Below are 26,684 nucleotides of genomic sequence, written 5' to 3'. Positions count from 1 at the left end.
GGAGGAGAAGAGTGATGGAGCCGTCCACCCCGAGGGCTCAGCGTGCCCGGCGGATGGCCGACATGCTGCGTCAGCAGATCACCTCCGGCGCGTTCCCGAGCGGTCTGCTCCCCGGAGAGCGGGAGCTGGGCGCGCGGTTCGGCGCCACGCGCAACGCCGTCCGCGAGGCGCTCGGGCTCCTTCGCTCGGAAGGGCTCGTGGTCCGGCGCCAAGGGGTCGGGACCGTGGTGGCGACCGCGAAGTACGACCACGAACTCGACCGGCTCTCCGGTCTCGCCGAGGCGCTCACCGGCCACGGGACCATCACCAACGAGGTGCGTGCCGCGCACCTGGTGACCGAGGTGCCCGAGGCGGTCACCGAACGCCTGGAGCTCCCCCCGTCGGCGGACGCCGTGTACATCGAGCGGCTGCGCAGCTCGGACGGGGTTCCGCTGTCGCTGGACACCACCTACCTGGTGGCAGACATCGGACTCCCGCTGCTCGAGTGCGACCTCACCGGGCGCGACATCTTCGCGTTGATCGAGGAGACGACCGGCTCACTGCTGGGCAGCGCCGAGGTGTCCGTCCACGCCGTCACCGCGGATCCCGGCAGTGCCGCGTTGCTCCGCATCCCGACCGGTGCCGCGATGTTCGCCATAGAGCGGCTCACCAGACTCGAGGACGGCAGGGCCGTCGACGTCGAGTCCCTGCGGATCCGAGCGGACCGCCTCACCCTCACCGCGACCCTGCACCGGCAGGGCTGACCTCGGCGAAAGAATTTCGTTAGCCACACTATTGAAATACATAATGCTCGTATGTTAGATCTGAATGGATGTCAACGCCCGGGGCCACGACCGCCGACGCCACGACCACCAACTGGCTGACGCCACTGCTGGTGCTGATGGTCGGCAGCTTCCTGCCCCCGATGGACAGCAGCATCGTCAACGTGGCGATCTCCTACATCCAGAAGGACCTCGGCGGTGGAGCCGACGACGTCGCCTGGGTGAGCACCGCGTACTCACTCGGGCTCGCGGTGTTCGTCCCCACCAGCAACTGGCTCGCCAACCGCTTCGGTCTCACGCTGCTGCACCGAATGAGCATGATCGGGTTCCTGGTCGGCACGACGCTCTGCGGCCTGGCCTGGGACCTCGACAGCCTCGTCGTGTTCCGGGTGCTCGAAGCGGTCCCCGGCAGCATCCTGCCGGTCATCACGATCACGATGATCTACCGGATCGTGCCCAAGAACCGCATCGGCGCCGCCATGGGCATCTACGGCCTCGGCGTCGTCGTCGCGCCGGGACTGGGTCCGACGATCGGTGGACTACTGGTCGAGGACCTCAGCTGGCGCTGGGTGTTCTACTTCAAGGTGCCGCTCGGTGTCCTCGCGGTCATCGCGGGCCTGTTCGTCCTGCCGAAGCTCGCGCGGGGCGCCACCGTCCACCGGTTCGACTGGTGGGGGTTCCTCACCATCGGCTACGGGCTCGCCGCGCTCGTCGTGGTCTCCTCCAAGGGCCAGAAATGGCACTGGGACTCCTACCCGGTGATGATCCTGATCGTCAGCGCGCTGCTGTCACTGGCGCTGTTCGCGGTCATCGAGAACGAGATCGACCACCCGCTGATCGACCTGCGTGTGCTCAGGTCATGGCCGTTCGTCAACTCGCTGCTGATGATCGGTGCACTGATGATCGGGCTGTTCGCCATGTCCTACTACCTGCCGGAGTTCCTGGAGAACGTCCAGGGCTACACCGCGGGACACACCGGAATGCTGCTGTTGCCGCAGTCGCTCGTCGGTGTCGTGCTCGTGCCGGTCGTCGGCCGGCTCTACGACCGGTTCGGTGCACGGTGGCTGGCCTTCTCCGGCCTGGTGCTGGTCGCTCTGGCGAGCTACCTGCTGACCGGTATCAACGTGGACATGACCCGGGAGGAGACCATCGTCTGGACGGTCGTCCGGGGACTGGGTACCGGACTGGCGTTCATGCCGATCATGACGAACGGGCTCAACTGGCTACCGCCCCATCTCGTCGGGTACGGCGGCGCGATGAACAACATCATGCAACGGATGTCCTCGGCACTCGGGGTCGCGGCCATGGGCATCCTGCTCACCAGGGAGGGAGCCCAGCTGTCGGCGAGCGCCGGATCGCTGCAGACGACGTCGGCCCTGCCTCAGTTCCAGCACGCCGACCAGCTGACCCTGTTGGGGCTCTACCAACAGACCCAGGCACATGTCCAGGCCACGGCCGACGCCGACATGTTCATGGCGGCGGCCGCCGCCACCGCCGTGTGCGCGGGCCTGGCGCTCATGCTCAGACGCGCGTCCAAGCGCGCCGCACCGGCGGCGGCCACGAGCACTCCCGGCTCAGCCTCGCGGCCCGTCGGGCGCCAGCAGGCCGTGGCGCCCCGCGTACCGGGAGGGCTGCGGAGCCGTCCAGCCGTCCAGTAGCCGGGCCGGCGGTCTGAACACCTGCACACCGATCGGGCGGCAGACCTCCAGCGGATCGCGCGCGTCCGGGCCCCACAGCGGGATCGACAGATCACCGGCGGGACAGGTGGACAGCGCACACAGCAGGTCCTGCTCGGCGAAGAACTCGAAGAAGTCGCCCGGCCGCGCGGGTGAGGCCTTCATGAAGTACTTGTCCTCGTCGTTGAGGCCGGTGCACTGGAAGACGTTGAGCACGTCGTGCACGTCGAACTCGGTCAGCCCCCAGGGCAGAACGGCGCGGACCAGGTTCGAATGGCAGTGCAGATCGAAGTCCTCGTCGCTGAGGATGCGGTTGACGTACGGGTCGCAGCGGGTGCCGAGCAGGTCGTGGACGCGCCCCCCTTCGCTGTCCACGCCGTACGACTCGAGTGTGTCGGCGGTGATCGTGACCATCGGTCGCAGGTACGGCAGCGTCGACCACAGCCGGTCGTGCCTGGTCACGTGCGCGGCCTGGAGCTGGCGCGTCCGGGAGGCCCACAGCCGCTCGCGCGGGTTGTGCCGGTTCCAGATGTTGAGGTCACCGACCTGGGGGCCGTCGACGGTGCGCAGCCGGCACAGGTACCCCTCCGGCACCTCCCAGGCGCGTCCCGACCTGATCGGGATGACGAACTCGTCGACCAGCTCACGCTGTTCGACGTGCTCGGCGAGCCGGTCGTAGAAGGCCGCGTCGACGTCGAGCACGCTGCCGGGTCGCGGCTGGTACGCCGCCGGTGGAGAAACCATCGTCCGTCCTTCGCTGTCGTTCGTCATCTCGTGCGTCGTGTCGCGCCGGTGCGCCGCACGACGTCCAGTACCTGTCGCTCGGAGTCGTCCAGATAGATCAGCAGGGCACCGACCCCGGTCGTCCGGGAGCCCCTCGCGAGTAGTTCGTAGAGCTCACGGTCCCGTGCGGCCCACGGGCTCTGGAACGACTCCTCGTCGAGCTCGGCGGACCAGGCCAGTCGCAGCTGGGTCAGGAGCGCGCGGAAGAACTCGTCCAGCTTCGGGCTGTCCAGCGTCGCAACCAGGGCCTGGTGGAACCGCACGCTCGCGGTGCCGACGGCACGCCAGCGCCCCTCCCGGTGCGCCGCCTCACCGGCGAGGACGGCGTTCTCCAACGGGCCGAGCGCGCTCTCCTCGATCAGTGCGCTGTCCTGCGCAGCCTGGATCTCGAGGACGCGTCGGGCCCGGTAGATGTCGCGTACCTGCGCCGAGTCGAGCGTGCGGACCACCGCGCCGGAATGCGGCTCCTGAAGCACCAGGCCTTCTCCGCGCAGCATCCGCAGTGCCTCACGCAAGGTGTTGCGGGATACCGCGAGCTCGGCGGCCATCGCCACCTCTCGCAGCGCGGTACCAGGCAGCAGCGCGCCTTCGAGAATGCGCGTGCGCAGCGCTTCGGCCGCGCGGTCGGTTGCACTCTCGTCGCGGGCGGGGTCAGCGGTCACGGTCCGCAGACTAGCCAAGAACTGTTCAACAATCCAAGCGTCGAACCCTGGATCTCTCGCCGCGGTTCGCCTAATCTCGGCATCCAGCCGGATCTGATTGTTCAACAACTAGAGGATTGCAGAGAGGAACAGCGATGGCTGCCTCCCCGGACGTCAGCGGCAACGTGATCGACGATGCGCCGATGAGCGGATTCCACCGCCGGCTCGCGGTGTTCTGCTCGGGCGGCCCGTTCCTCGACGGATACGCACTCGGGGTCATCGGCCTCGCACTGCCCGGCATCACGAAGCAGTGGCACCTGGGTGGGGCCTGGGAGGGCGGCCTGGCGGCATCCGCCCTCGCCGGGCTGTTCCTCGGCGGTCTGGTGTTCGGGTACGTGACCGACCGGATCGGCCGCCGCCTGATGTACTCGGTCGACCTCGGCGCGATCGCTCTGTTCGCCGCCGCCCAGTTCTTCGTCACCGGACCGGAGCAGCTGCTGGTGCTGCGGGTGCTGCTGGGCATCGCGATCGGCGCCGACTACCCGATCGCCACGTCACTGCTCGCCGAGTTCGCGCCTCGACGGTCCCGGGCGATCCTGATCGGCATGCAGACCGCCATGTGGTCGGCGGGCAGTGCGGCGTCCTACCTGGTAGGCGGTCTGCTGCTGCAGCTCGGTCCGGATGCGTGGCGTTGGATCCTGCTGTCACCCTCGGTACCGGCGCTCGCGCTCGCGGTTCTCCGGGTCGGCACGCCGGAGTCACCCCGGTGGTTGCTCAACAAGGGACGATCCGATGAGGCGCTCGCGGTTCTGCGCCGGGTCTACGGGCCCTCGGCCACCTTGGACGGCATCGAGGCCGGACCGGCCGAGACCCGGCTCGGCCTGGTGTTCACCGCCCCGTACGGCAGGCGCATGCTGTTCGTCGCGATCTTCTGGATGTGTTCGATCACTCCGGTGTACGCGATCTACGCGTTCGCCCCGCAACTGCTGCAAGCGCTCGGTATCGACGCCGGGGACGCGAACGCGGGCTCGATCCTGATCGGCGTGTTGTTCCTCGTCGGAACCCTCGTCGCGACGGCGCTGGCCGGTCGCGTCCGCCGACGCACGATGCTCGTCGTGCCGTTCTTCGTCGCCAGCGCGGTACTCGTCGTGCTGGGACTCACCCGGAGTTCCGCGGTGCTCGTGACGGTGCTGCTCGGCGTCTACGCGCTGGTCATCGGAGGCCCGACGATCCTGCAGTGGATCTACCCGAACGAGCTCTTCCCGACCGAGGTCCGGGCGACCGCGATGGGCATCGGCGTAGCGATCAGCCGTATCGGTGCGGTGCTGGGCACGTTCGTCGTTCCCTTGCTGATCAGCGGAGCCGGCATCGCGGCTACGATGATCATCGTCGGGGTGTTCAGCGCGGTCGGCGCGGTGGCGTCGGCGATCATGGCACCGGAGACCCACGGCAGACCACTCACCGACGCGGCCACCGGCTGACCGCGCGGCCCGCTGTCGGCCGCGCCAGACTGAGATCCACGCGGTACCGCGTCACACGGCAACCAGGGGACGGACACATGGTGGACGATCAGGCGCAGGGCGACACGAAGCGGGCCTTCGTCCGCAAGCCGGTGGCGCTGGACCGGCGGGTCACGGCCGACGGGGCGTCCGGCATCCGGGTCGAGCCGAACCGGTACCGCCTGGTGATCGCGCGGGCATGCCCGTGGGCGAACCGCGCCGCGATCTCGCGCAGGCTGCTCGGTCTCGAACCGGTCCTGTCGATGGGCATCGCCGGTCCCCTGCACGACGATCGCAGCTGGCGGTTCCACCTCGACCCCGGCGACCGTGACCCGGTTCTGGGCATCGAGTACCTGGGCGAGGCCTACCGGGCCGCTGACCCGGACTTCTCGGCCGGCATCACGGTGCCCGCCCTCGTCGACGGGACCGACGGCAAGGTCGTCACCAACGGTTTCGCGCAGCTGACGCTCGACTTCGCCACCGAGTGGCGTGAGTTCCACCGCGACGGTGCGCCCGATCTGTACCCCGAGCGGCACCGGGCCGAGATCGACGAGATCAACGAGGCCGTCTACCACGACGTCAACAACGGCGTGTACAAGTGCGGATTCGCCGGGAGCCAGGAACCGTACGAGGAGAGCTACCGCGCGCTGTTCGCTCGCCTCGATGTGCTCACCGAGCGTCTGGCCACGCGGCGCTACCTGGTCGGCGACTCGATCACCGAGGCGGACATCCGGCTGTGGGTCACGCTGGTGCGCTTCGACTCCGTCTACCACGGTCATTTCAAGTGCAACCGCAGCACACTGAGCGCGATGCCGGTCCTGTGGGCGTACGCCCGTGACCTGTTCCAGACCCCGGGTTTCGGCGACACGATCGACTTCGAGCAGATCAAGCAGCACTACTACGGCGTGCACCGGATGATCAACCCGACCGGCGTCGTACCACTGGGCCCCGATCCGTCGGGCTGGCTCACCGCCCACGGCCGTGAGCAGCTCCCCGGCACCCCCTTCGGCACCGGAACCCCACCGGGCCCTCCCCCGCAGTCCGAACGCGTCCCACCTTTAACGCCCTGACCCCGCCGACCCCGACTCCCGCCGCATCCCCTCCCGCCGCATCCGCTTCAGCCACCACCTGCAACTGACACGAATGTGGCTTTAGGGACGTTCAACGTCCCTAAAGCCACATTCGTGCCGTTGGGGCAGGGCTGCGCGGTGTGGCCGGACGGATGTGGCGGAGCGGCTGGCGTGCGTTGGGGGCGGGAAATCGGGCGAGCTTGGTGATCGGGTTTGCTAGTGTGCCGGTGCACCGTGTGGTTACTGAGATGTCCAGGAGTTGAGGTATGGCTGTCGTGATGGCTGCCGCTGCGTGTGGCGCCCGCCTCCCTGTCCTGTCCTGGGCGCTCGGCTGACCTGATCCGATCGACTCGCCGCCCGCGAGTTCGTTGATGTCGCCGGGGCCCCACATGTGAACCAAGGGGTTCTGTTGTCATCCGACACACCATCATGTTCGACGTCGTCGGCACCGGACGTTTCCGATGTCCTCGACGCCTTCTTCTCGCTGCACGACGGCCTGCCCCGGCAGGCTCCCGGTTCGGACGCCACCACAGGGACGTTGCTGTCCCTGGTCGGCGGGCTACCGGCCGACCCGAGGGTGCTCGACATCGGCTGCGGCTCCGGCAGGGCGTCGTTGGTCCTTGCCGAGGCACTCACCGCGAACGTCACCGCCGTCGACACCCATGAGCCGATCCTGGACGAACTGCGCCGTGCGGCAGAGCGCTCCGGGCTGAGTTCCAGGGTGAACGCCGCGGCACTGTCCATGACCGAACTGCCGTTCGACGCCGGGTCCTTCGACCTGATCTGGGCCGAGGGATCGGCGTACATCATGGGCTTCGACGCCGCACTGCGGGAGTGGAGACGCCTGCTGGCACCGGGCGGCACGCTCGTGATCACCGAATGCGAGTGGAGTCACTCGCATCCGAGCACCGAAGCGCGCGAGTTCTGGGCCGAGGCGTATCCGCTACGCACCACGGCGGAGAACGTCGGGGCCGCTGACGCCGCCGGCTACACGGTCGCCGCGACCTACCGGTTGCCCGACCGGGACTGGTTCGACGAGTACTACACCCCGTTGGACCAGCGCATCGCCCAGCTCACCACCGTGACCGACAGCATGGCGAAGGCGGTCGCGGTGACCCGGCGAGAGATCGACATGCGGTGCGAGCACGGTACCGACTACAGCTATACGGGCTACGTGCTGACGCCGCGCCCGGACCACGAAGACGGTGAGGAAACCACCATGTCCGACACGACCACCAGGATCAGCTGGGCGACCCGTCCGGAAACGCCCGGGGACATCGAGGCCATCCGCGCGGTGAACCTGGCCGCGTTCGACACCGCGGGAGAGGCCGACCTCATCGAGGCACTTCGCCAGGACCCAGCATGGCTGCCGGGTCTGTCCTGGGTCGCGCAGGCCCCGGACGGCCGGGTCGCGGGCTACGCGCTGCTCACCCGGTCCTGGGTCGGCGGCGAGAACGCCCTCACCCTGGGCCCGGTCGCGGTGCTCCCCGAGTACCAGAAGCTCGGGGCCGGAGGTGCGGTGATCCGAGCACTGATCGACGAGGCACGCACCCGGGGTGAGCGGCTGATCGTCGTGCTCGGTCACGCCGAGTACTACCCGAGGTTCGGGTTCACCCGGGCGTCCGGCCACGGTATCTCGGTGACGTTCGACGTCCCCGACGAGACGTTGATGGCACTGCCACTCGACGAGTCGGTGCCGGTCCCGAGCGGCACGATCCGGTACCCGGCCCCGTTCGGAGTCTGATCGACCGGTCACTCACGGTGGGAGGGCCTCGACAGAGGTCTTCCCACCTCCGTGCCGAGGGCCGGTTTTCGTCGGAGCTGCTCGATCGTCGAGTCGATGTGTGCTCTCGCCAGACGTTCGGCATCGACTGTCGCACCCGAGACGATCGCGTCGTGGATCGCCTCGTGTTCCCCGACCGCACGTGACGCGCCGGCCCGTTCGATCAGGGCGACAGGGGCGAACACCTGCGCGGTCATGCGCAGGATCGGGGCCTGTGCGATGACGAACTCGTTGCCGGTCAGGTGGACGATCTGCTCGTGAAACTCGACGTTCGCCCGGGTGTACAGGCCCGGCGCCCACGGATCGAGGGCCGCGCGCTGCTCGGCGATCAGCCGGTCGAGCCGTGCGGCACGGGCAGCCGCCGGACGTCGGGCCGCCAGACGCGCGGCGAGGCCGTCGACGACCGCGCGCAGCTCGTAGGCGGCCAGCAGCGTGGGGACGTCACCCGTCACCACCCTCGCGCCCTGACCGGAGTCCAGACGGACGAGCCCGTCCTGTTCCAGGGCGCGCAGCGCCTCACGCAGCGGCGTCCGGCTCACCCCCAGCTCGGTGGACAGCTGTTGCTGCGGCAGCCGCGCGCCGGCCGGATAACGACCGGTGTAGATACGTTCCCGCAGCACGGAAGCGAGTTCGTCGACCAGGGCGACACGTGACGTTTCATGGACCCCGGACGAGTCGTGTGCCCTCAACCCGCCAGACCCCTCTCGACCTGGATACGTGTGCCGAACCCTAGCCGTACATACCCGATGCCAACCGTCACCGGGCGTTCTACCTGCACGTTCTGGGGCCAGACTAGCGACCCATTGACTCGACGACAACGGCAATGCATCCTCGAACGAGCCACTGGTCGGACCAGTAAGGAGTGTCGATGGGTGTCGCGTTGCCGGACCACCCCGCTGGGCTGCCGATCGGCCCGACGTGGCGTACCGACGTGTCGACGGAACCGGTGTTCTTCCCGTTCGACGGCACGAAGGTCGCCCAGGCCCCGGTCGGGACGGTCGATCACGCCATCGCTGCCCTCGACGCCGGAGTCGGCGCGGTCCGCCAGGTCGGGGCGCTGACCTCCGCCGTCCGGCGCGACATCCTGCTGACCGTCGAACGGGTCCTCGCCGAGCACCGCGAGCACTTCGTCGATCTGCTGATCGCGGAGACCGGGAAGACCAGGATCGACTGCACCGTCGAGGTGGCCAGGGCACTGTTCACCTGGACCGCGACCGCTGAGGAGGTCGCGCACCTGCACGGCGAGACGGTCCCGCTGGACCTGCAGCCCTCGGGCGAAGGCATGATCGGGTTCTGGACCAGGAGGCCGATCGGCCTGGTGGTGGGCATCGCCGGGTTCAACTACCCGTTGCTGCTCGCCAGTCACAAGATCGCGCCGAGCATCGCGGCCGGTTGTCCGGTCATCTGCAAGCCCGCTCCGGCGACACCGCTGGCCACCCTGTGGCTCGTCGACATCGTGCGCACCGCCGCGCTGCGCCACGGCGCCCCGGCGGAGATCGCCCAGGTGGTGACCGGCGACGCCGAGGTAGGGCACGCGCTGGTCACCGATCCGCGGATCGGCGCGGTGTCGTTCACCGGCTCCGCGTCGGTCGGGCATCAGATCGCGCGCGATGCCGCGCCCCGTAAGACGTTGCTCGAGCTGGGTTCCAACGCCGCGCTCGTCATCGACTCGGACGCGGACCTGGACAGGGCGGTCGACGCGGTTCTGCGTGGCGGCTTCTACGGAAACGGCCAGGCCTGCATCTCCGTTCAGCGCGTCCTCGTGCACGAGGACGTGGCGGACGAGGTGACGTCCCGGCTGGTCGGGCGCATCGGCGAGCTGACCGTCGGCGACCCGCGATCGCCGGAGACCAGGGTCGCGGCATTGATCGACGACCGTTCCACCCGGCGGGTGCTCGACTGGATCGAGGCGGCGGAACGAGCGGGCGCGAAGCGGTTGTGCGGCGGCGGGCGTCGGGATCGGGCGATCGAGCCGACCGTGCTGGTGGACGTGCCCGAGTCGACGGACGCCTGGTGCGAGGAGATCTTCGGGCCCGTGGTGTGCCTGCGGAGGGTGCCCGATCTGGGCGCCGCGCTGGAATCGGTCAACCGCTCCCGCTACGGCCTGCACGCCAGCGTCTACACCCGCTCGCTGGCCAGTGCGTTCCGCGCGATCGACCAGCTCGACGTCGGCGGCGTCGTGATCAACGAGGTCCCCGGGTTCCGGTCCGACATCATGCCCTACGGCGGGGTCAAGGACTCCGGTGTCGGACGGGAAGGCCCGCGTTTTGCCATCGAAGAACTGACCGTGACCAGGATGGCCGTCATCCGGCCGGAATGAGGCGACCCATGACCAGCGTGAGCGACTACCAGTCCCTGTTCAGGCTCGACGGCAGGCGCGCCCTGGTGATCGGCGCGGGCGGCATCGGCCGCGAGGCCGCGCTCGCACTGGCCGCCCACGGCGCGACGGTCGTGTGCGCGGACCGCGACCCCGCCACGGCGGAGGCTGTCGCGCGGGACGCCGGCGACGCGGCGTCGTCGGTGGAGCTGGACATCACCGACGCGGCGGCGGTCGACTCCCTCGCCGTCGGCATCGGCGATCTCGACATCGTCGTACTGACCGCCGCGATGAACGTGCGCAAACGGATCCTGGACTACAGCCCCGACGAGTTCGACCGGGTGGTCGGGCTGAACCTGACCGGGAGCTTCCATGTGCTCCGCGCGTTCGGGCGCGGGATGGTGGAGCGGGGCAGGGGTAGCATCATCGCCTTCTCCTCGATCCGGGGCCATGTCGTCGAACCGGGCCAGTCCGTCTACGCCGCCACCAAGGCCGGCCTGGTGCAGATGCTGCGTACCGCGGCGGCGGAGTTCGGCCCGGCCGGCGTGCGGGTCAACGCGATCGCGCCCGGTGTGGTGGAGACGGCGTTGACCGCCCAGATCAAGAACGACCCCGACTGGTACCAGGCGTACGCGACGAAGGGCGCGTTCGGGCGCTGGTCCCGCCCGTCCGAGATGGCCGGCGCCGTCGTCTACCTGGCCAGCGACGCGGCCTCGTTCGTCACCGGGTCGGTGCTGGCCGTGGACGGCGGGTGGACGGCCATCGACGGCAGGTTCGACCCGCCGGCCTGAATCACATCGGAGGCTCCTCGGTGTCCGGCGGCTCTAGACTTCCTCCGGTGACCCGCTCGACCAAGGACCAGGCTCCCCGCGCCTACCAGCGGATAGTCGACCACGTCGAGGCGGCGGTCGCGGCAGGGGAGCTCAGTCCGGGCGATCGGCTCCCGAGCGAGCGGGAGCTCGTGGCGAAGTTCGGGGTCGCGCGGTCCTCGGTCCGCGAGGCTCTGCGTGTGCTGGAGAGCAAGGAGCTGGTGCGCTCGCGTCCCGGCGACCCTCGCGGCCCGTTGGTCCTGCCGTTCTCCCTCGAGCCGATGCGGCGTTCGATGGCCATGCTCACCTCGACCCGGACACTGACCCTTCCGGAACTGATCCAGTTCCGGATGGTCGTCGACGCCTCGACGAACCTGATGGCCGCCGCGCGGCGAACCGGTGCGCAGCTGATCGCGATGGAACGCAACATCGCCAGGATGCGGGAGTCCATGACGATCGGGTACGAGGTGTTCGGCCGCGCGGACCTCGAGTTCCACGAACTGATCGCCGAAGCGGCGGGGAACAAGTTCATCCAGGTGTGCGGCGACGTAGCGCGAGAAGCGATTCTCGAGCTGATCACCCGGAGGATCGTCGACGCCGAGGACCACACCGCGCTCATGTTGCGGTCATTGCGCCACCACGGCGCGGTGTTCACCGCCATCGCGGACCGGGACGGGCACCGGGCATCGAGGCTCGCGCGTGAGGGTCTCTACGACCACTACGCCGACCACGTCGACGACGAGGCGCGCACGGTGCTCGAGGCGCTCGTACTGGAGGTAGGCGGCCGCCTACCTCGCTGATCACCGTGAAACGGCCACCGTCGCTGAGGCGATCAGGGCTTTTTCCGCGCGGCATGTGTAAATCCGGCACCGACCGGGTACCCAAGACTGCGCTGTATACCCAGCGGGCCGGCGGTCGGCCATGCACAGGGAAGAAAGGGCCGACTATGCCGGGACTGCTTTCGTGTGCGCACGGTCCGGTCGTGTGCGCGGGCTCCGGGACGCCTCCGACCAGTGTGGTGACATTCTAGTGATCTGCGTCACCTCTGACCGTACACCTCGTTGGGTCGAATGGGATGCCGGCCGGGATCGCTACCTCGTGACGGGGGATGAGGTAGCCGTCCCGGCCGGCTCCCCCGGTGGTGACGTCCTACCGCCGCCGGGCCGCGACAGCGGCCGTTTCGCCTCAGGCCGTGAACATCACATTCGGCATGGTCATATGGGCTTCCACCAGGTCGATTACCTGTTTTCGGGCAGCCAGGATCGGTGCCCGTCGGCGCCGATGGCGCAGTCGGACTCACTTCGACCCTACGCACGGGGTCAACAGCAGTTACTCTATCGACTGCTGCATGGTCTGGGAGCGCCGGCCGACCGCTGGCCCACAAGGCCAGACGCATACCGCCGCCGACTGCGACGCCATGGTGGCCTACCGGGCCGCCTCGGGAACGAACAGCGCCCCGGATGGATCGGAGACGACGAGAGGTGCTCGTGACGACTAATCGCCTGCCCGCGGGACCGAGCTCTATGCGCCGCGGACGCCCGGCGGAGGGGCTCTACGACCCGGCCAACGAACACGACGCTTGTGGTGTGGCCTTCGTGGCAGACCTCGCCGGCCATCGTGATCACGGAATCGTACGCAAAGCCCTCACCGCGCTGCGTAACCTGGAACACCGAGGCGCCCGTGGCGCCGAGCCCGACGCCGGTGACGGCGCCGGAATCCTGATCCAGGTGCCGGACGGCTTCTTCCGGGAAGTCGTCGATTTCGACCTGCCCGAGGCGGGTCACTACGCGGTCGGTACCGCTTTCCTGCCCGACGACGACTCCGACGAGGCCGCCGCGATGGCGACCATCGAGTCGATCGCGGCGGAGGAGAACGTCCGCGTGCTGGGTTGGCGGGACCTGCCCATCAACTCCGACGCGGTCGGCAAGACCGCGCTGTCGGTCATGCCCCGATTCCGTCAGCTCTTCCTGGCCGGCAACGCCGACGAGACAGGTCTCGATCTCGAGCGGCTGGCCTTCTGCGTGCGCAGGCGCGCCGAGCGTGATCTCTCGGTGTACTTCCCCAGCCTGTCCGGACGCACCATCGTCTACAAGGGCATGCTCACCGAGGAGCAGCTCGGCACGTTCTACCTGGACCTCAGCGACGAGCGGGTCACCAGCTCCCTGGGTCTCGTGCACTCCCGGTTCTCCACGAACACCTTCCCGTCGTGGCCACTGGCGCACCCGTTCCGCATCGTCGCGCACAACGGAGAGATCAACACGGTGCGCGGCAACCGGAACTGGATGCGCGCGAGGGAGAGCCAGCTCGCCACGGAGCTGATCCCCGGTGATCTCAACCGGATCTTCCCGATCATCACCGAGGAGGCGAGCGACTCCGCCTCCTTCGACGAGGTGCTCGAGCTGCTCCACCTCGGCGGACGGTCGATGCCGCACTCGGTGCTGATGATGATCCCCGAGGCGTGGGAGAACCACACCGAGATGGACCCGGCTCGCCGGGCGTTCTACGAGTTCCATTCCACCCAGATGGAGCCGTGGGACGGCCCCGCGCTCGTCGCGTTCACCGACGGCGACCTCATCGGCGCCGTGCTCGACCGCAACGGCCTCCGTCCGGCGAGGTACTGGGTCACCGAGGACGGTCTGGTCGTCCTGGCCAGTGAGGTCGGCGTGCTGGACATCGACCCGGCGACCATCGTGCGCAAGGGTCGTCTCGAACCCGGCCGCATGTTCCTGGCGGACCTGAAGGCGGGCCGGATCGTCAGCGACGACGAGATCAAGGGCCAGCTGGCGGCCGAGCACCCCTACGAGGAGTGGCTCGCGGCCGGTCTGACCCAGCTGGAGGACCTGCCGGACCGGGAGCGGGAGGTCTTCACCCACTCCACGCTGGTCCGTCGCCAACAGGCGAACGGCTACACGCAGGAGGAGCTCGAGGTGCTGCTGGCGCCGATGGCCTCCACCGGTGCCGAGCCGATCGGGTCGATGGGCAACGACGCCCCGCTGGCGCCGTTCTCCCAGGGGCCACGTCCCCTGTTCGACTACTTCAGCCAGCTGTTCGCCCAGGTCACCAACCCTCCGCTGGACGCGATCCGGGAGGAGCTGGTCACCTCGCTTCAGGCGCAGGTCGGCGCGGAGCCGAACCTCCTGGTCGGCGAGGCCGACTCGTGCCACCGCATCGTGCTGCCGTTCCCCGTGCTGGACAACACCCAGCTCGCCAAGATCGTGCACATCGACGACGACGGCTCGCAGCCGGACTACCAGTCCGTCACTGTGCGCGGCGTCTACAAGGTGCACGGTGGCGGTGACGCCCTGCGTCACCGGCTGGACGAGATCTGTGTCGAGGTCGCCGAGGCGGTCGAGGACGGCGCGCGACTGATCGTGCTGTCCAACCGAGGTGTCGACGCGGAGCACGCGGCGATCCCGTCGCTGCTGCTCACCGGCGCCGTCCACCATCGACTGGTCCGGGAGAAGACCCGTACCCAGGTCGGTCTGATCGTCGAGGCGGCCGACGCCCGCGAGGTGCACCACATCGCGCTGCTGATCGGCTACGGCGCCGCGGCGGTCAACCCCTACCTGGCGATGGCCACGGTCGAGGACATGGCCGAGCGAGGCCTGCTCAACGGGATCGACGCACAGACCGCGACGCGCAACCTGATCAAGGCACTGGGCAAGGGCGTCCGTAAGACGATGTCCAAGATGGGTGTCTCGACGGTCGCCTCCTACACCGGCGCCCAGATCTTCGAGGCGATCGGGCTCGGCGCGGAGGTCATCGACTCCTGCTTCACCGGGACGACGTCCCGGCTGGGCGGCGTCGGGTTCGACACCCTGGCGGACGAGGTCTCCAAGTGGCACCGTCGTGCCTTCCCGATCGACGGTGTGCACGCCTCGCACCGCGACCTCGCGGTCGGCGGCGACTACCAGTGGCGGCGTGAGGGCGAGGGTCACCTCTTCTCCCCCGCGACCGTGTTCAAGTTGCAGCACTCTACGCGCGCCGGTCGCTACGACGTGTTCAAGGAGTACACGAAGCTCATCGACGACCAGTCGAAGCGACTCCTGACGCTGCGCGGCCTGTTCGGTCTGCGCGAGGGTGTGCGGCCGCCGGTTCCGATCGACGAGGTCGAACCGGTGTCGTCGATCGTCAAGCGGTTCGCGACCGGCGCGATCTCCTACGGCTCCATCTCTCAGGAGATGCACGAGACGCTCGCCATCGCGATGAACCGGCTTGGCGGCAAGTCGAACACCGGTGAGGGTGGTGAGGACGCCGATCGCTTCACCCGTGACGAGAACGGTGACCTGCGCCGCTCCGCGATCAAGCAGGTGGCCTCGGGCCGGTTCGGCGTGACGAGTGAGTACCTGGTCAACGCCGACGACCTGCAGATCAAGATCTCGCAGGGCGCCAAGCCCGGTGAGGGCGGCCAGCTGCCCGGCACCAAGGTGTACCCGTGGATCGCCAAGACCCGTGGCTCCACCCCCGGTGTCGGTCTCATCTCACCGCCTCCGCACCACGACATCTACTCGATCGAAGACATCAAACAGCTCATCCACGACCTGAAGAACGCCAATCCCAGGGCGCGGGTCCACGTGAAGCTGGTGTCCGAGGTCGGCGTCGGGACCGTCGCGGCCGGTGTGGCCAAGGCCTACTCGGACGTCGTCCTGATCTCCGGGCACGACGGCGGCACCGGAGCGTCGCCGCTGTCGTCGCTCAAGCACGCGGGCACGCCGTGGGAGCTGGGCCTCGCCGAGACCCAGCAGACGCTCATCGCGAACAAGCTGCGCGACCGGATCGTGGTGCAGACCGACGGCCAGCTCAAGACCGGCCGTGACGTCATCATCGCGGCGCTGCTCGGTGCCGAGGAGTTCGGTTTCGCGACCGCTCCGCTGGTGGTCTCGGGTTGCATCATGATGCGGGTGTGTCACCTCGACACGTGTCCGGTCGGTGTGGCCACCCAGAACCCGGTACTGCGGGAGAAGTTCTCCGGCAAGGCCGAGTTCGTGGTGAACTTCTTCGAGTACATCGCGGAGGAAGTACGCGAGCACCTGGCCGCGTTGGGCTTCCGCAGCCTCGGTGAGGCCATCGGGCAGACCGAGCTGCTGGACACCCAGCCGGCGATCGAGCACTGGAAGGCGTCCGGTCTCGACCTGTCGCCGATCCTGCACCTGCCGTCCGACATGGCGCCGGACGCGCCCCGCCAGTGCACGACCAAGCAGGACCACGGTCTGGACAAGGCACTGGACAACACCCTCATCCAGCTCTCCGAGGGTGCGCTGGACAGTGGCTCGCCGGTGCGCCTGGACCTGCCGGTGCGCAACGTCAACCGCACGGTCGGCACGATGCTCGGTTACGAGCTGACCAAGCGCTGGGGTGGCGAGGGCCTGCCGGACAACACGATCGACATCACGCTGACCGGCACGGCTGGCCAGTCCTTCGGTGCCTTCCTGCCCAGCGGTATCACGCTGCGGCTGGTCGGCGACGGCAACGACTATGTCGGCAAGGGCCTGTCCGGCGGCCGGATCACGGTCCGACCGCACCCGGACGCGCAGTTCACCGCCGAGAACAACATCATCGCCGGCAACGTGATCCTGTACGGGGCCACGTCCGGTGAGATGTTCCTGCGCGGCGTCGTCGGCGAGCGGTTCTGCGTCCGTAACTCCGGAGCGGTCGCCGTTGCCGAAGGTGTCGGCGACCACGGCTGCGAGTACATGACCGGTGGCCGGGTCGTCGTGCTCGGACCGATCGGGCGCAACTTCGCGGCCGGCATGTCGGGCGGGGTGGCCTACGTGCTCGACCTGGCCGAGGGCCGGGTCAACCCCGAGATGGTGGACATCGACCCGCTGGACGACGAGGACCGCGAGTTCCTCGCCGAGACGGTGTCCAAGCACTACGCCGAGACCGGATCGGCGGTGGCGCACGCGCTGCTCGCCGACTGGGACAAGGCGGCAACCCGGTTCGGCAAGGTCATGCCGAAGGACTACAAGCGGGTGCTGGCTGCTCAGGCGGCCGCACAGCGCGACGGCCGGGACGTCAACGAGGCGATCATGGAGGCCGCACATGGCTGACCCCAAGGGTTTTCTCAACACCACGCGTCAAGGCCCGAAGCGCCGTCCCGTCGACCTGCGGCTGCGCGACTGGAACGAGGTCTACGAGGACTTCAACCGCGACACGTTGGAGTCCCAGGCCGGCCGGTGTATGAACTGCGGTATTCCGTTCTGTCACCAGGGCTGTCCGTTGGGCAACCTGATCCCGGAGTGGAACACGCTGGTCTGGCGCAAGGACTGGGCGGACGCCGCGGAGCGGCTGCACGCGACGAACAACTTCCCGGAGTTCACCGGGACGCTGTGCCCCGCCCCGTGCGAGGCGGCGTGTGTGCTCGGTATCAACGACGACGCGGTGACCATCAAGCAGGTGGAGATCGAGATCATCGATCGCGCCTGGGAGGAGGGCTGGGTCGAGCCGCAGCCGCCTTCGGTGCGCACCGGTAAGAAGGTCGCCGTGGTGGGCTCGGGGCCGGCCGGTCTCGCGGCCGCGCAGCAGCTCACCCGCGTCGGGCACGACGTCGTCGTGTTCGAGCGGGCCGACCGCATCGGCGGGCTGCTCCGGTACGGCATCCCCGAGTTCAAGATGGCGAAGCACCGGTTGGACCGCCGTCTGGAGCAGATGCGCGCCGAGGGCACCGAGTTCCGGGCCGGGGTCGACGTGGGCGTGGACATCACGGTCGAGGAGCTGCGCGCCGACTTCGACGCGGTGCTGCTCGCCGGTGGCGCAACGGCCTGGCGGGATCTTCCGGTACCGGGACGTGAGCTGTCCGGCATCTACCAGGCGATGGAGTACCTGCCACCGTCGAACAAGGTGCAGGAGGGAGACATGGAGCGCTCCCCCATCCACGCCGAGGGCAAGCACGTGGTGATCATCGGTGGCGGTGACACCGGCGCCGACTGTCTGGGCACCGCGCACCGCCAGGGTGCGGCATCGGTGACCCAGCTGGAGATCATGCCGACCCCGCCGCAGACCCGGTCGGACCGCAACCCCTGGCCGACCTATCCGACGCTGTACCGAATCACCTCGGCGCACGAGGAGGGCGGCGACCGGCTGTTCGCGGTCAGCACTCAGGAGTTCCTCGGCGACGAGGAGGGCCAGGTGCGCGCGCTGCGGCTGTCCGAGGTGGTGTTCGAGAACGGTCGGTTCGAGCCGGTGCCGGACAGCGAACAGGACCTGCCGTGCGACCTGGCACTGCTCGCGATGGGCTTCGTCGGCCCGGAGAAGAGCAAGCTGCTCGAGGGCCTCGGCGTCGACTACGACGAGCGCGGCAACGTGGCCAGGGACGATGCGTTCACCAGCACCGTTCCCGGTGTGTTCGTAGCGGGCGACATGGGTCGGGGTCAGTCGCTCATCGTGTGGGCGATCGCCGAAGGACGTGCCGCGGCGGCGGGTCTCGACAAGTACCTCACCGGTCGGGACGTACTGCCGGCGCCCATCGCGCCGACCGACCGACCGCTGGTCTGACGGTCTGCTCGGCGAGCGGTCCCACGCCTTCGGGGCGGGACCGCTCGCCGAGTGGTATATCGCGTTCGCGTCGAATGACCGAATCGGGCACGGACCCGGGGCATAATGGCCCCATGCCCGAGGAGGACAGCGTGGAACGTCAGGTGCGCAAGCTGGTGGTGGACCACGCGGAGACTCGGTGGTTGACGCTGCGCGTGGACGATGACGTCAAGGAGCTGCGGCAGGAGACCCGCGCGATCCGCGCGATCCAGGAACGCCAGTCGGCCATCCTGGAGGAGCACACGGTCATTCTGCGGGAGCACTCCGACCAGCTTCAGGAACACACCAACCAGCTTCAGGAACACACCGCCCGATTCGACTCGGTGGACGCCCAGCTCCGGTCGTTGACGCAGATGGTCGGCAAGGTCCTCGAGCGGCTCCCGGAAGAGCCGGCCGAGTAGACCGGCTCAGCTGGTTCGGTCCGTGAGTGGCGCGGCCGCTCATAGGCGGCCGCGCCACTCACGGGGTTCGTGTCAGGATGGGGTGGTGACTACCTCTACGCCCGCGACTCGTTCCGGATTGGACCTGCGGTGGGTCGACGCCGCCGTGCAGCCGCGTGACGACCTGTTCCAGCACGTCAACGGCACCTGGCTGCGTAACCACGAGATTCCGGAGGACCGCGCCCAGGACGGCGCCTTCCGTGCGCTGCGTGACCAGTCCGAACAGGACGTCCGCGAGATCATCGAGGAAGCGGCGGCCGAGAGCTGCGCCAACCGGGTCGGGGATCTCTACCGCTCGTTCATGGACACCGACCGGGTGGAGGCAGCGGGCAGCGCACCACTGGACGAGCTGCTCACCGAGATCCGCGAGGCGAAGGACGCTCCAGCCCTCGCGGCGGTGCTCGGCAGGCGCCAGCGCGAAGGCCTTGTCGCCCTGTTCGGTGCCGGTGTCAGCACCGACGCGAAGGACTCGACCCGATACCTGGTGCACCTGTCCCAGTCGGGGCTCGGGCTGCCCGACGAGTCGTACTACCGCGAGGAAGCCAACGCCGAGATTCGCACGGCGTACGTCGCCCATCTGGCCAAGCTGGCGGAACTGGTCGGGCTCTCCGAGCCGGAGAAGCTCGCCGACTCGGTCATGGAGCTGGAGACGGCGCTGGCGACGGTCTCCTGGGACCGGGTGACCAACCGCGACGCCGAGAAGACCTACACGCTCATGACCAGGTCGGCCCTGGTCGAGCAGGCACCCGACTTCGACTGGGACAGCTGGCTGTCCGCACTCGAGGCGCCGGACGGCGCCTTCGACGAGGTCGTCGTACGGCAACCGAGCTTCGTCACCCACGCCGCGCGGTTGTGGAGCGAACGTCCGGTGGAACAGTGGAAGGCCTGGCTGACCATCCGCACCATCTCCGCGTGCGCCGACTACCTCGGCGAGGCGCTGGTCGAGCAGGACTTCGCCTTCTACGGGCGCACGCTGTCCGGTACGCCGGTACTGCGTGAGCGCTGGAAGCGCGGCGTCTCGCTGGTCGAGGGCGCACTCGGCGAGGAGGTCGGGCAGCGGTACGTGGAACGGCACTTCCCGGCCGCGTCGAAGGACCGCATGGTCACCCTCGTCGCGAACCTCGTCGAGGCCTACCGGCAGAGCATCAGCGAGCTCGACTGGATGAGCCCGGCGACCCGTGAGCGCGCGCTCGCCAAGCTGGCCCGGTTCACCCCGAAGATCGGTTACCCGGACAGCTGGAAGGACTACTCCGCGCTGCAGGTCCGCTCCGACGACCTGCTCGGCAACGTCCGGCGGGCCGGCGCCTGGGAGTTCGACTTCGAGCTGGCCAAGATCGGCCGTCCGGTGGACCGCTCGGAATGGCTGATGACCCCGCAGACGGTCAACGCGTACTACCACCCGAGGATGAACGAGATCGTCTTCCCGGCCGCGATCCTGCAACCGCCGTTCTTCGACCCCGAGGCCGACGACGCCGCGAACTACGGTGGGATCGGCGCGGTGATCGGGCACGAGATCGGCCACGGTTTCGACGACCAGGGGTCGAAGTACGACGGCGACGGCAACATGAACGACTGGTGGGAGCCTCAGGACCGCGCCGAGTTCGAGCGGCGCGCCCAGGCGCTGATCGACCAGTACAGCGCACTGTCGCCGGCCGGCTTGCCGGACCACAAGGTCAACGGGGCGCTCACCGTCGGTGAGAACATCGGTGACCTCGGTGGTCTGACGATCGCGCTGAAGGCCTACCGCATCGCTCTGGCCGCGCAGGGCCTCGACGAGGGCCCGGTCATCGACGGGCTCACCGGCCTGCAGCGGGTGTTCTTCGGCTGGGCCCAGGTCTGGCGGATCGCCACCCGTGACGCCGAGGCCATCCGGCGTCTCGCCGTCGACGTGCACTCGCCACCCGACCTGCGCTGCAACGCGGTCGTCACCAACCTCGACGCGTTCCACGAGGCCTTCGACGTCCACGAGTCCGACGCCCTGTACACACCGCCGGACCTGAGAGTCCGCATCTGGTGATGTTCATCCGCCGAGTTGCAGGGACTCTGCAACTACCTCATTCTGGCAGCTGGCTTCACTCGTTCGGGTAGGCAGAGCTGTCACATGATGTGACCTGGCGAAATGAGCACTTCCCCATGACCACCTCGCCATCGGTTGCGCCCACGTCCGGGCTCGCCCGGTTCCGTGCCTCACTGACCCGCGCGGACTGGTCGTCGATCGCCGGGATGTACGGCTTCATCGTGTTCCTGCACGTCGTGGGCTTCGGTGTCCTGATCGCGCTGGTGGTCCCCCACAGCTACAGCTTGGGGGCCACCGGCGTGTACGGGGTCGGTGTCGGCGTGCTCGCCTACACCTTCGGGCTGCGGCACGCGTTCGACGCCGACCACATCGCCGCGATCGACAACACGACCCGCAAGCTGATGGCCGACAACGTCGCCTCCGACAAGCCCCTCGAGGAGCAGCGCAAGCCGCTGTCCGTCGGGTTCTGGTTCTCGCTCGGGCACTCGACGGTCGTGTTCGGACTGGCGTTCCTGCTGTCGGTCGGGGTGAAGGCGCTCGCCGGCCAGGTCGAGAACGACTCCTCCGAGCTGCACTCGATCACCGGCATCATCGGCGTTTCGGTGTCCGGCGTGTTTCTGTGGATTCTCGGGATCCTCAACCTCGCCGTGCTGATCGGCATCCTCAAGGTGTTCCGGAAGATGCGCGACGGCGACTACAGCGAGCAGGAGCTGGAGGACCAGCTCAACAAGCGCGGTTTCATGAACCGGTTCCTGAGCGGCCTGACCCGTTCGGTGTGCAAGCCGTGGCACATCTACCCGATCGGCGTGCTGTTCGGACTCGGTTTCGACACCGCGACCGAGGTGGGCCTGCTGGTTCTCGCGGGTGGCGCGGCGGCGTTCAACCTGCCGTTCTACGCGATCCTGGTGCTGCCGATCCTGTTCGCGGCTGGCATGAGCCTGATGGACGCCACGGACGGCATCTTCATGAACGCCGCGTACGGCTGGGCCTTCGCCAAACCGGTCCGGAAGGTCTTCTACAACATCACCATCACGGCGCTGTCCGTCGCGGTCGCGCTGATCATCGGCACGATCGAGCTGATCTCGGTCCTGACCGACCAGGCGGGGATCGAGTCCGGGCCGCTGGCCGCGATCGCCTCGATTCCGCTGGACTACGCCGGATACGGCATCGTGGTGCTGTTCGTCGTCGCATGGCTGGTCGCGGTCGCGGTGTGGCGCTTCGGCCGGATCGAGGAGAAGTGGTCGGCGAAGCTCGCGCCGGAGGTGGCCGACCCCGCCTAGGCTTCGGGCGACCGGCCGATCCGCAGGACGAACCGGACGACGAGCCCGGCGACGAGGGCCCACAGTGCGGCGCCCACCCCGGCGATCGCGATGCCCGACGCGGCGGTGGCGAAAGCGATGACGGCGGGGATCCGCTCGTCCGCTTCGACGAGCGCCGCCTGCAGGGAGGACGCGAGCGTGCCGAGAAGGGCAAGTCCCGCGACTGCCGGGATGACTCCGGTCGGCGCGAGCAGCATGAGTGCGCCGAACGCCGAGGAGGCGACCCCGAGCAGCACGAGGAGACTGCCGGCCGTGACGCTCGCGATCCAGCGCCGTGAGCGGTCCTCCCCCGCTTCCGGCCCGGCGGCCAGGGCCGCGCTGATCGCGGCGAGGTTGATCGCGTGTCCTCCCACCGGTGCCCCGAGGATGGTGCCGATGCCGGTCACGAGCATCGAGCGCCGCCACGGCACCTCGTAGCCGAAGCTCTTCATCACGGCCACGCCCGGAACGTTCTGCGAGGCCATGGTCACGAGGTAGAGCGGCAGCGCGACGCCGATCAGCCCGGTCAAGGTGAACGCCGGGACGGTGAGCCGCACCGTCGGCGCGAACGAGGACGGGTCCAGTGGGGCGCCGGAGACCCCGACGTGGATGCCGATCACGATCGCGGCGGTGACGAACGCGAGTGGCGCCGCCCAGCGTGGCAGGAACCGCAGGGCCACCAGCCAGACCAGCACCACCGGCGCGACCTCGGCCGGGTTGGCCGCCAGCCCGGTGATCGGGCCGAGACACAACTGGAGCAGCACCCCGGCGAGCATCGCCTGCGCGACCGAAGCCGGGATCCGGGCGATGAGTGCGCCCAGCTGTGGCACGAGTCCGGTGAGCACGATCAACGCCCCGGTGATCAGGAAGGCGCCGATCGCCACCGGCCACCCCCCTTGGACCGCGCCGGTGGAGGCCAGGAGCGCCCCACCGGGGGTCGACCAGGCGACGGTGATCGGCGTCCGGGTCCACCAGGCGAGGACGATGCAGCCGAGGCCCATCGTGATGCTCACCGAGAGCAGGCCGCTCGAAGCCTGGTCCGCGTCCGCGCCGACGCCCTTCAGGCCGCTCAGGACGATGACGAAGGCACTCGTGAATCCCACCAGCGCCGAGACCACTCCGGCGGACATCGGCCGGAACACATCGTTCGGTGTCGAGGCGGTCGTCACGCCCCTTCCCCGTGGCCCGATCCGGTCAGGACGTCGGCGGCGAACGCGTCACGCATGTCGACCACAGTACGAGACGCCGCCGACGAGGTCGCGCTGTCCGGGTGAGGCCGACACGACCATGGCGGCCTCACCCGGAATGCCGGTGCTCATTGTGTCGGAACGATCACCAGCGCCGATCCTCGAACACCAACCTGAGTTGCTGCAAGAATCTTGCAACAGCCTACAGATCGAGACACGGACTGGCTAGTGACTAGTGTTAGCGAATGCGAACATGTCGCTGTTGCAAGATGATGGCAGCGACGATATTCGATCGCTGAGAGGAGACTCGTGTCCGACTACACGCTTCCCGATCTTTCCTTCGACTACGGCGCTCTGGAGCCGCACGTCTCGGGCGAGATCATGGAGCTGCACCACAGCAAGCACCACCAGACCTACGTCAACGGGCTGAACAGCACGGTGGAGCAGCTCGCCGAGGCCAGGGAGAAGGACTCCTTCGGCGCCGTCGGCGGCCTCGAGAAGACGCTGGCGTTCAACCTCGGTGGCCACGTCAACCACTCGACCTTCTGGAAGAACCTCTCTCCGGATGGTGGAGGCAAGCCGGAGGGTGAGCTCGCCGCCGCGATCGACGACGCGTTCGGCTCCTTCGACGCTTTCCGCGCACACTTCCAGGCCAACGCGCTGGCCATCCAGGGATCCGGCTGGTCCATCCTCGGGTGGGACTCGCTCGGTCAGAAGCTGCACATCTTCCAGCTGTACGACCAGCAGGCAAACGTGCCGCTCGGCGTCGTTCCGCTGGTGCTGCTGGACATGTGGGAGCACGCCTTCTACCTGCAGTACCGCAACGTCAAGGCGGACTACGTCACGGCATGGTGGAACGTCGTGAACTGGGCTGACGCCTCGGCTCGCTTCGACGCCACCCGGGCACAGACGCCCGGCCTGATCACACCCTGATCAGGCAGGCCTCGGGTCGAGGGGCGGTCGATGGAGCCGCTCCCGGCCCGGGGCCACCCGACGTACCGTCGCGCTGACCCGCGCGATGGCAGCCAGATCTTCGCGGGGTAGATCCGGCCAGCCCTCGGGCGGCGGCGGTACCGCCGAGTCCGCCAGCTCGATCATGCGGTGGCCCTCGGCGGTCAGTGACACCAGCTTGCACCGTCGGTCCGTCGGATGAACCTCGCGGACCGCCAGTCCCTTCGCACACAGATCGTCCACGGCCAGCGTCGCCGCCGGTCGGTCCACCACCATCGCCTCGGCGAGCTGGGCGTGCGTGAGCGGACCGGCGGCGAGCCTGCGCAGAGCGCGGAGCCTGGAGAACGGCAGACCGGTCACCGCGACCGCCATCCTGCGGTCCTCGTCGAGGCGTTCGACCACCAGTGCACGCAGGTCCCGCCACACGATGGCGGGATCGAGGTCGTTCATCGTGCCGCCGCCGACTGCTCGGACGCCCGCGCCGACGGCCCGTCGGGCACCTCGTCGAACAGGAGCGCCGCCCTCGCCGCGCTGGCCTCCGCGCGCCGCCCCGTGGTCAGCAGGCCGAGAGCGAGCACGCACGCGCCCAGCCCGACGAGCGCCCACCACACCGGGTGCGTCGCGGAGGTGAAGACCGCGCCGCCCTGCGACGCGGCGGAGCCCACGATCGAACCCGCGACCGCGACCCCCAGCGCTGTGCCGGTCTGCCGGCTCGTAGAGGCGCACGAGGCCGCGACCCCCGCCATCGAGCTGGGCATGCCGGACACCGCCGCGTTGGTGATCGGTGGGTTGATCAGCCCCTGGGTGATCCCGAACAGGACATAGATTCCGATCAGGGCGAGGAACGGGGTTCCCGGAGTCAGCCAGGTGAACGCGAGCGCCCCGAGCAGCTGGCTGCCTCCCGCGATCACCAGGGGCAGGCGAGGTCCTCTCGCTCCGACGATCCGTCCGGAGATCGGCGCGAGCACCACGATCAGCACCGCGACCGGCAGGGTGCACAGACCGGCGTGCAACGCCGACATCCCACGCACGTCCTGCAGGTAGAGGGTGTTGAGGAACAGGAAGGCTCCGTAGCCGCAGTAGGCGGCGATCGCCGTCACGGTCGCCCCACTGAACGGCAGGCTGCGGAAGAACCGCAGGTCGAGCAGCGGTTCTCTACGCCGGGGCTCGACGACCAGAATGCCGGCCACCGCGCCCACCGCGAGCACGAACAACCCGAGGACCTCGGCGGAGGCCCAACCGAGCCTGGGCGCCTCGATGATCGCGTACACGACGCTGCCCAGCACGATCGTCACCAGCGTCTGCCCGATCGGATCGAAGCGACGCGGCCTCGGCGCCTTCGACTCCGGGACGAAGAAGGCGGCCAGCACGACGGCGACGGCCACGATCGGAACGTTGATCCAGAATATCGAGCGCCACCCGGCCGCGTCGACGAGTGCGCCGCCCACGACCGGTCCCAGCCCGAGAGACAGACCCGCGACCGCGCCCCACACACCGATCGCCTTCGCCCGTTCCACTCGGTCGGTGAAGGTGTTTGTGATGATCGACATCGCGACGGGGTTGAGCATCGAGCCGCCGAGTGCCTGAAGGATCCTGGCGGCGATCAGCCAGCCGATGCTCGGCGCGAGACTGCACAGCAGCGAGCCCGCTCCGAAGGAGACGAGACCGACCTGGAACGTCCGTCGCCGCCCGACCCGGTCGGCCGTCGACCCTGCCAGCATCAGGAAGCTCGCCAGCACGAGGGTGTAGGCGTCGATCGTCCACTGCAGACCGGACACCGAGGCGTGCAGCTCGCGCCGCATCGCCGGCAGTGCCACGTTGACGATCGTGTTGTCCATGCCGACGACCAGCAGGCTGCAACAACAAATGGCGAGTACGAGGATTCTGCGACGTGCGCTGAGCTCGGGCACCCGAACTCC

At 68.7% G+C, this 26,684-nt stretch carries 20 protein-coding genes; 14 read left to right on the top strand and 6 right to left on the bottom strand.

From position 1 onward, the window contains the following. Positions 1-14 precede the first annotated feature (14 nt). Complete coding sequence (locus G406_RS0106470; protein ID WP_028933212.1) at positions 15-743, top strand: GntR family transcriptional regulator; 729 nt, start codon at positions 15-17, stop codon at positions 741-743. Between the two features lie 68 nt (positions 744-811). Beyond that, entirely contained in the window at positions 812-2,419 is a 1,608-nt protein-coding gene (locus tag G406_RS44965; protein ID WP_051341725.1) for an MDR family MFS transporter, read from the top strand. Here G406_RS44965 and G406_RS0106460 read toward each other — a convergent pair. Continuing rightward, positions 2,336-3,181, bottom strand: a complete 846-nt coding sequence (locus tag G406_RS0106460) for an urea carboxylase-associated family protein (protein ID WP_028933211.1) — start codon at positions 3,179-3,181, stop codon at positions 2,336-2,338. The two genes, G406_RS44965 and G406_RS0106460, sit on opposite strands and share 84 nt — an antisense overlap. 23 nt (positions 3,182-3,204) lie before the next feature. Next, the gene (locus G406_RS0106455; protein WP_028933210.1) at positions 3,205-3,882 is read right to left on the bottom strand and encodes a GntR family transcriptional regulator; all 678 of its coding nucleotides are present in this window, start codon (positions 3,880-3,882) and stop codon (positions 3,205-3,207) included. A 134-nt stretch (positions 3,883-4,016) separates the two neighbouring features. Here G406_RS0106455 and G406_RS44960 point away from each other — a divergent pair, with 134 nt between their 5' ends. The 3 genes from G406_RS44960 (at position 4,017) to G406_RS59505 (ending at position 8,174) form a co-directional block, all read left to right on the top strand. Continuing rightward, positions 4,017-5,342: an MFS transporter gene (locus G406_RS44960; RefSeq protein WP_037075424.1), complete on the top strand. Its 1,326-nt coding sequence runs from the start codon at positions 4,017-4,019 to the stop codon at positions 5,340-5,342. Between the two features lie 77 nt (positions 5,343-5,419). Beyond that, a complete protein-coding gene (locus G406_RS0106445) occupies positions 5,420-6,430 on the top strand; it encodes a glutathione S-transferase family protein (protein ID WP_028933209.1) in 1,011 nt (336 codons plus the stop codon). Between the two features lie 409 nt (positions 6,431-6,839). Then, positions 6,840-8,174, top strand: coding sequence for a GNAT family N-acetyltransferase (locus G406_RS59505; protein ID WP_084215840.1), 1,335 nt, complete (start codon positions 6,840-6,842; stop codon positions 8,172-8,174). An 8-nt stretch (positions 8,175-8,182) separates the two neighbouring features. On the opposite strand, the gene G406_RS44955 is transcribed toward G406_RS59505, so the two are convergent. Next, positions 8,183-8,902: a GntR family transcriptional regulator gene (locus G406_RS44955; protein WP_281172401.1), complete on the bottom strand. Its 720-nt coding sequence runs from the start codon at positions 8,900-8,902 to the stop codon at positions 8,183-8,185. 179 nt (positions 8,903-9,081) lie between these two features. Here G406_RS44955 and G406_RS0106430 point away from each other — a divergent pair, with 179 nt between their 5' ends. The 8 genes from G406_RS0106430 (at position 9,082) to nicT (ending at position 22,609) form a co-directional block, all read left to right on the top strand. After that, a complete protein-coding gene (locus G406_RS0106430; protein ID WP_084215813.1) occupies positions 9,082-10,533 on the top strand; it encodes an aldehyde dehydrogenase family protein in 1,452 nt (483 codons plus the stop codon). Positions 10,534-10,541: 8 nt separating this feature from the next. After that, complete coding sequence (locus G406_RS0106425) at positions 10,542-11,321, top strand: SDR family NAD(P)-dependent oxidoreductase (protein WP_156934705.1); 780 nt, start codon at positions 10,542-10,544, stop codon at positions 11,319-11,321. A 47-nt stretch (positions 11,322-11,368) separates the two neighbouring features. Beyond that, positions 11,369-12,139 (top strand): FadR/GntR family transcriptional regulator, encoded by a 771-nt coding sequence (locus G406_RS0106420; protein WP_028933205.1) that lies wholly within the window; start codon positions 11,369-11,371, stop codon positions 12,137-12,139. Between the two features lie 723 nt (positions 12,140-12,862). After that, positions 12,863-17,389, top strand: coding sequence for a glutamate synthase large subunit (gene gltB / locus G406_RS0106415; RefSeq protein WP_028933204.1), 4,527 nt, complete (start codon positions 12,863-12,865; stop codon positions 17,387-17,389). Further along, complete coding sequence (locus tag G406_RS0106410; RefSeq protein WP_028933203.1) at positions 17,382-18,833, top strand: glutamate synthase subunit beta; 1,452 nt, start codon at positions 17,382-17,384, stop codon at positions 18,831-18,833. Before gltB ends, G406_RS0106410 begins: the two co-directional genes overlap by 8 nt. Before the next feature lie 113 nt (positions 18,834-18,946). Continuing rightward, positions 18,947-19,273, top strand: a complete 327-nt coding sequence (locus tag G406_RS0106405; RefSeq protein WP_028933202.1) for a hypothetical protein — start codon at positions 18,947-18,949, stop codon at positions 19,271-19,273. Positions 19,274-19,358: 85 nt separating this feature from the next. Next, positions 19,359-21,329: a M13 family metallopeptidase gene (locus G406_RS0106400; RefSeq protein WP_169736631.1), complete on the top strand. Its 1,971-nt coding sequence runs from the start codon at positions 19,359-19,361 to the stop codon at positions 21,327-21,329. A gap of 116 nt (positions 21,330-21,445) precedes the next feature. Further along, complete coding sequence (gene nicT / locus G406_RS0106395) at positions 21,446-22,609, top strand: Nickel transporter NicT (RefSeq protein WP_028933200.1); 1,164 nt, start codon at positions 21,446-21,448, stop codon at positions 22,607-22,609. On the opposite strand, the gene G406_RS0106390 is transcribed toward nicT, so the two are convergent. After that, positions 22,606-23,796 carry a benzoate/H(+) symporter BenE family transporter gene (locus G406_RS0106390; protein ID WP_245607025.1) on the bottom strand — a complete coding sequence of 397 codons (1,191 nt, stop codon included), beginning with the start codon at positions 23,794-23,796 and terminating at the stop codon, positions 22,606-22,608. The two genes, nicT and G406_RS0106390, sit on opposite strands and share 4 nt — an antisense overlap. A gap of 327 nt (positions 23,797-24,123) precedes the next feature. Between G406_RS0106390 and G406_RS0106380 the strand changes: the two genes are divergently transcribed. Further along, entirely contained in the window at positions 24,124-24,747 is a 624-nt protein-coding gene (locus G406_RS0106380) for a superoxide dismutase (RefSeq protein WP_028933198.1), read from the top strand. On the opposite strand, the gene G406_RS44950 is transcribed toward G406_RS0106380, so the two are convergent. Together G406_RS44950 and G406_RS44945 are read right to left on the bottom strand one after the other, a co-directional pair. Beyond that, the gene (locus G406_RS44950) at positions 24,748-25,215 is read right to left on the bottom strand and encodes a MarR family transcriptional regulator (protein WP_051341723.1); all 468 of its coding nucleotides are present in this window, start codon (positions 25,213-25,215) and stop codon (positions 24,748-24,750) included. It lies immediately after the preceding gene. Continuing rightward, positions 25,212-26,675 carry an MFS transporter gene (locus tag G406_RS44945; RefSeq protein ID WP_211241052.1) on the bottom strand — a complete coding sequence of 488 codons (1,464 nt, stop codon included), beginning with the start codon at positions 26,673-26,675 and terminating at the stop codon, positions 25,212-25,214. Before G406_RS44945 ends, G406_RS44950 begins: the two co-directional genes overlap by 4 nt. Between the last annotated feature and the right edge of the window lie 9 nt (positions 26,676-26,684).

This window comes from Actinospineispora spinosispora DSM 44797 (assembly GCF_000429025.1).
In the GTDB taxonomy this organism is placed as follows: Bacteria; Actinomycetota; Actinomycetes; order Mycobacteriales; family Pseudonocardiaceae; genus Pseudonocardia; species Pseudonocardia spinosispora.
This window is presented reverse-complemented; position numbering and strand designations above follow the sequence as displayed.

Excerpts from the sequence above, each read along its gene's own strand:
- G406_RS0106470 (WP_028933212.1), top strand. The coding sequence starts at position 15 with ATGGAGCCGTCCACCCCGAGGGCTCAGCGTGCCCGGCGGATGGCCGAC.
- G406_RS44965 (WP_051341725.1), top strand. The coding sequence starts at position 812 with ATGTCAACGCCCGGGGCCACGACCGCCGACGCCACGACCACCAACTGG.
- G406_RS0106460 (WP_028933211.1), bottom strand. The coding sequence starts at position 3,181 with ATGGTTTCTCCACCGGCGGCGTACCAGCCGCGACCCGGCAGCGTGCTC.
- G406_RS44960 (WP_037075424.1), top strand. The coding sequence starts at position 4,017 with ATGGCTGCCTCCCCGGACGTCAGCGGCAACGTGATCGACGATGCGCCG.
- G406_RS0106445 (WP_028933209.1), top strand. The coding sequence starts at position 5,420 with ATGGTGGACGATCAGGCGCAGGGCGACACGAAGCGGGCCTTCGTCCGC.
- G406_RS0106430 (WP_084215813.1), top strand. The coding sequence starts at position 9,082 with ATGGGTGTCGCGTTGCCGGACCACCCCGCTGGGCTGCCGATCGGCCCG.
- G406_RS0106425 (WP_156934705.1), top strand. The coding sequence starts at position 10,542 with ATGACCAGCGTGAGCGACTACCAGTCCCTGTTCAGGCTCGACGGCAGG.
- gltB (WP_028933204.1), top strand. The coding sequence starts at position 12,863 with ATGCGCCGCGGACGCCCGGCGGAGGGGCTCTACGACCCGGCCAACGAA.
- G406_RS0106410 (WP_028933203.1), top strand. The coding sequence starts at position 17,382 with ATGGCTGACCCCAAGGGTTTTCTCAACACCACGCGTCAAGGCCCGAAG.
- G406_RS0106405 (WP_028933202.1), top strand. The coding sequence starts at position 18,947 with ATGCCCGAGGAGGACAGCGTGGAACGTCAGGTGCGCAAGCTGGTGGTG.
- nicT (WP_028933200.1), top strand. The coding sequence starts at position 21,446 with ATGACCACCTCGCCATCGGTTGCGCCCACGTCCGGGCTCGCCCGGTTC.
- G406_RS44950 (WP_051341723.1), bottom strand. The coding sequence starts at position 25,215 with ATGAACGACCTCGATCCCGCCATCGTGTGGCGGGACCTGCGTGCACTG.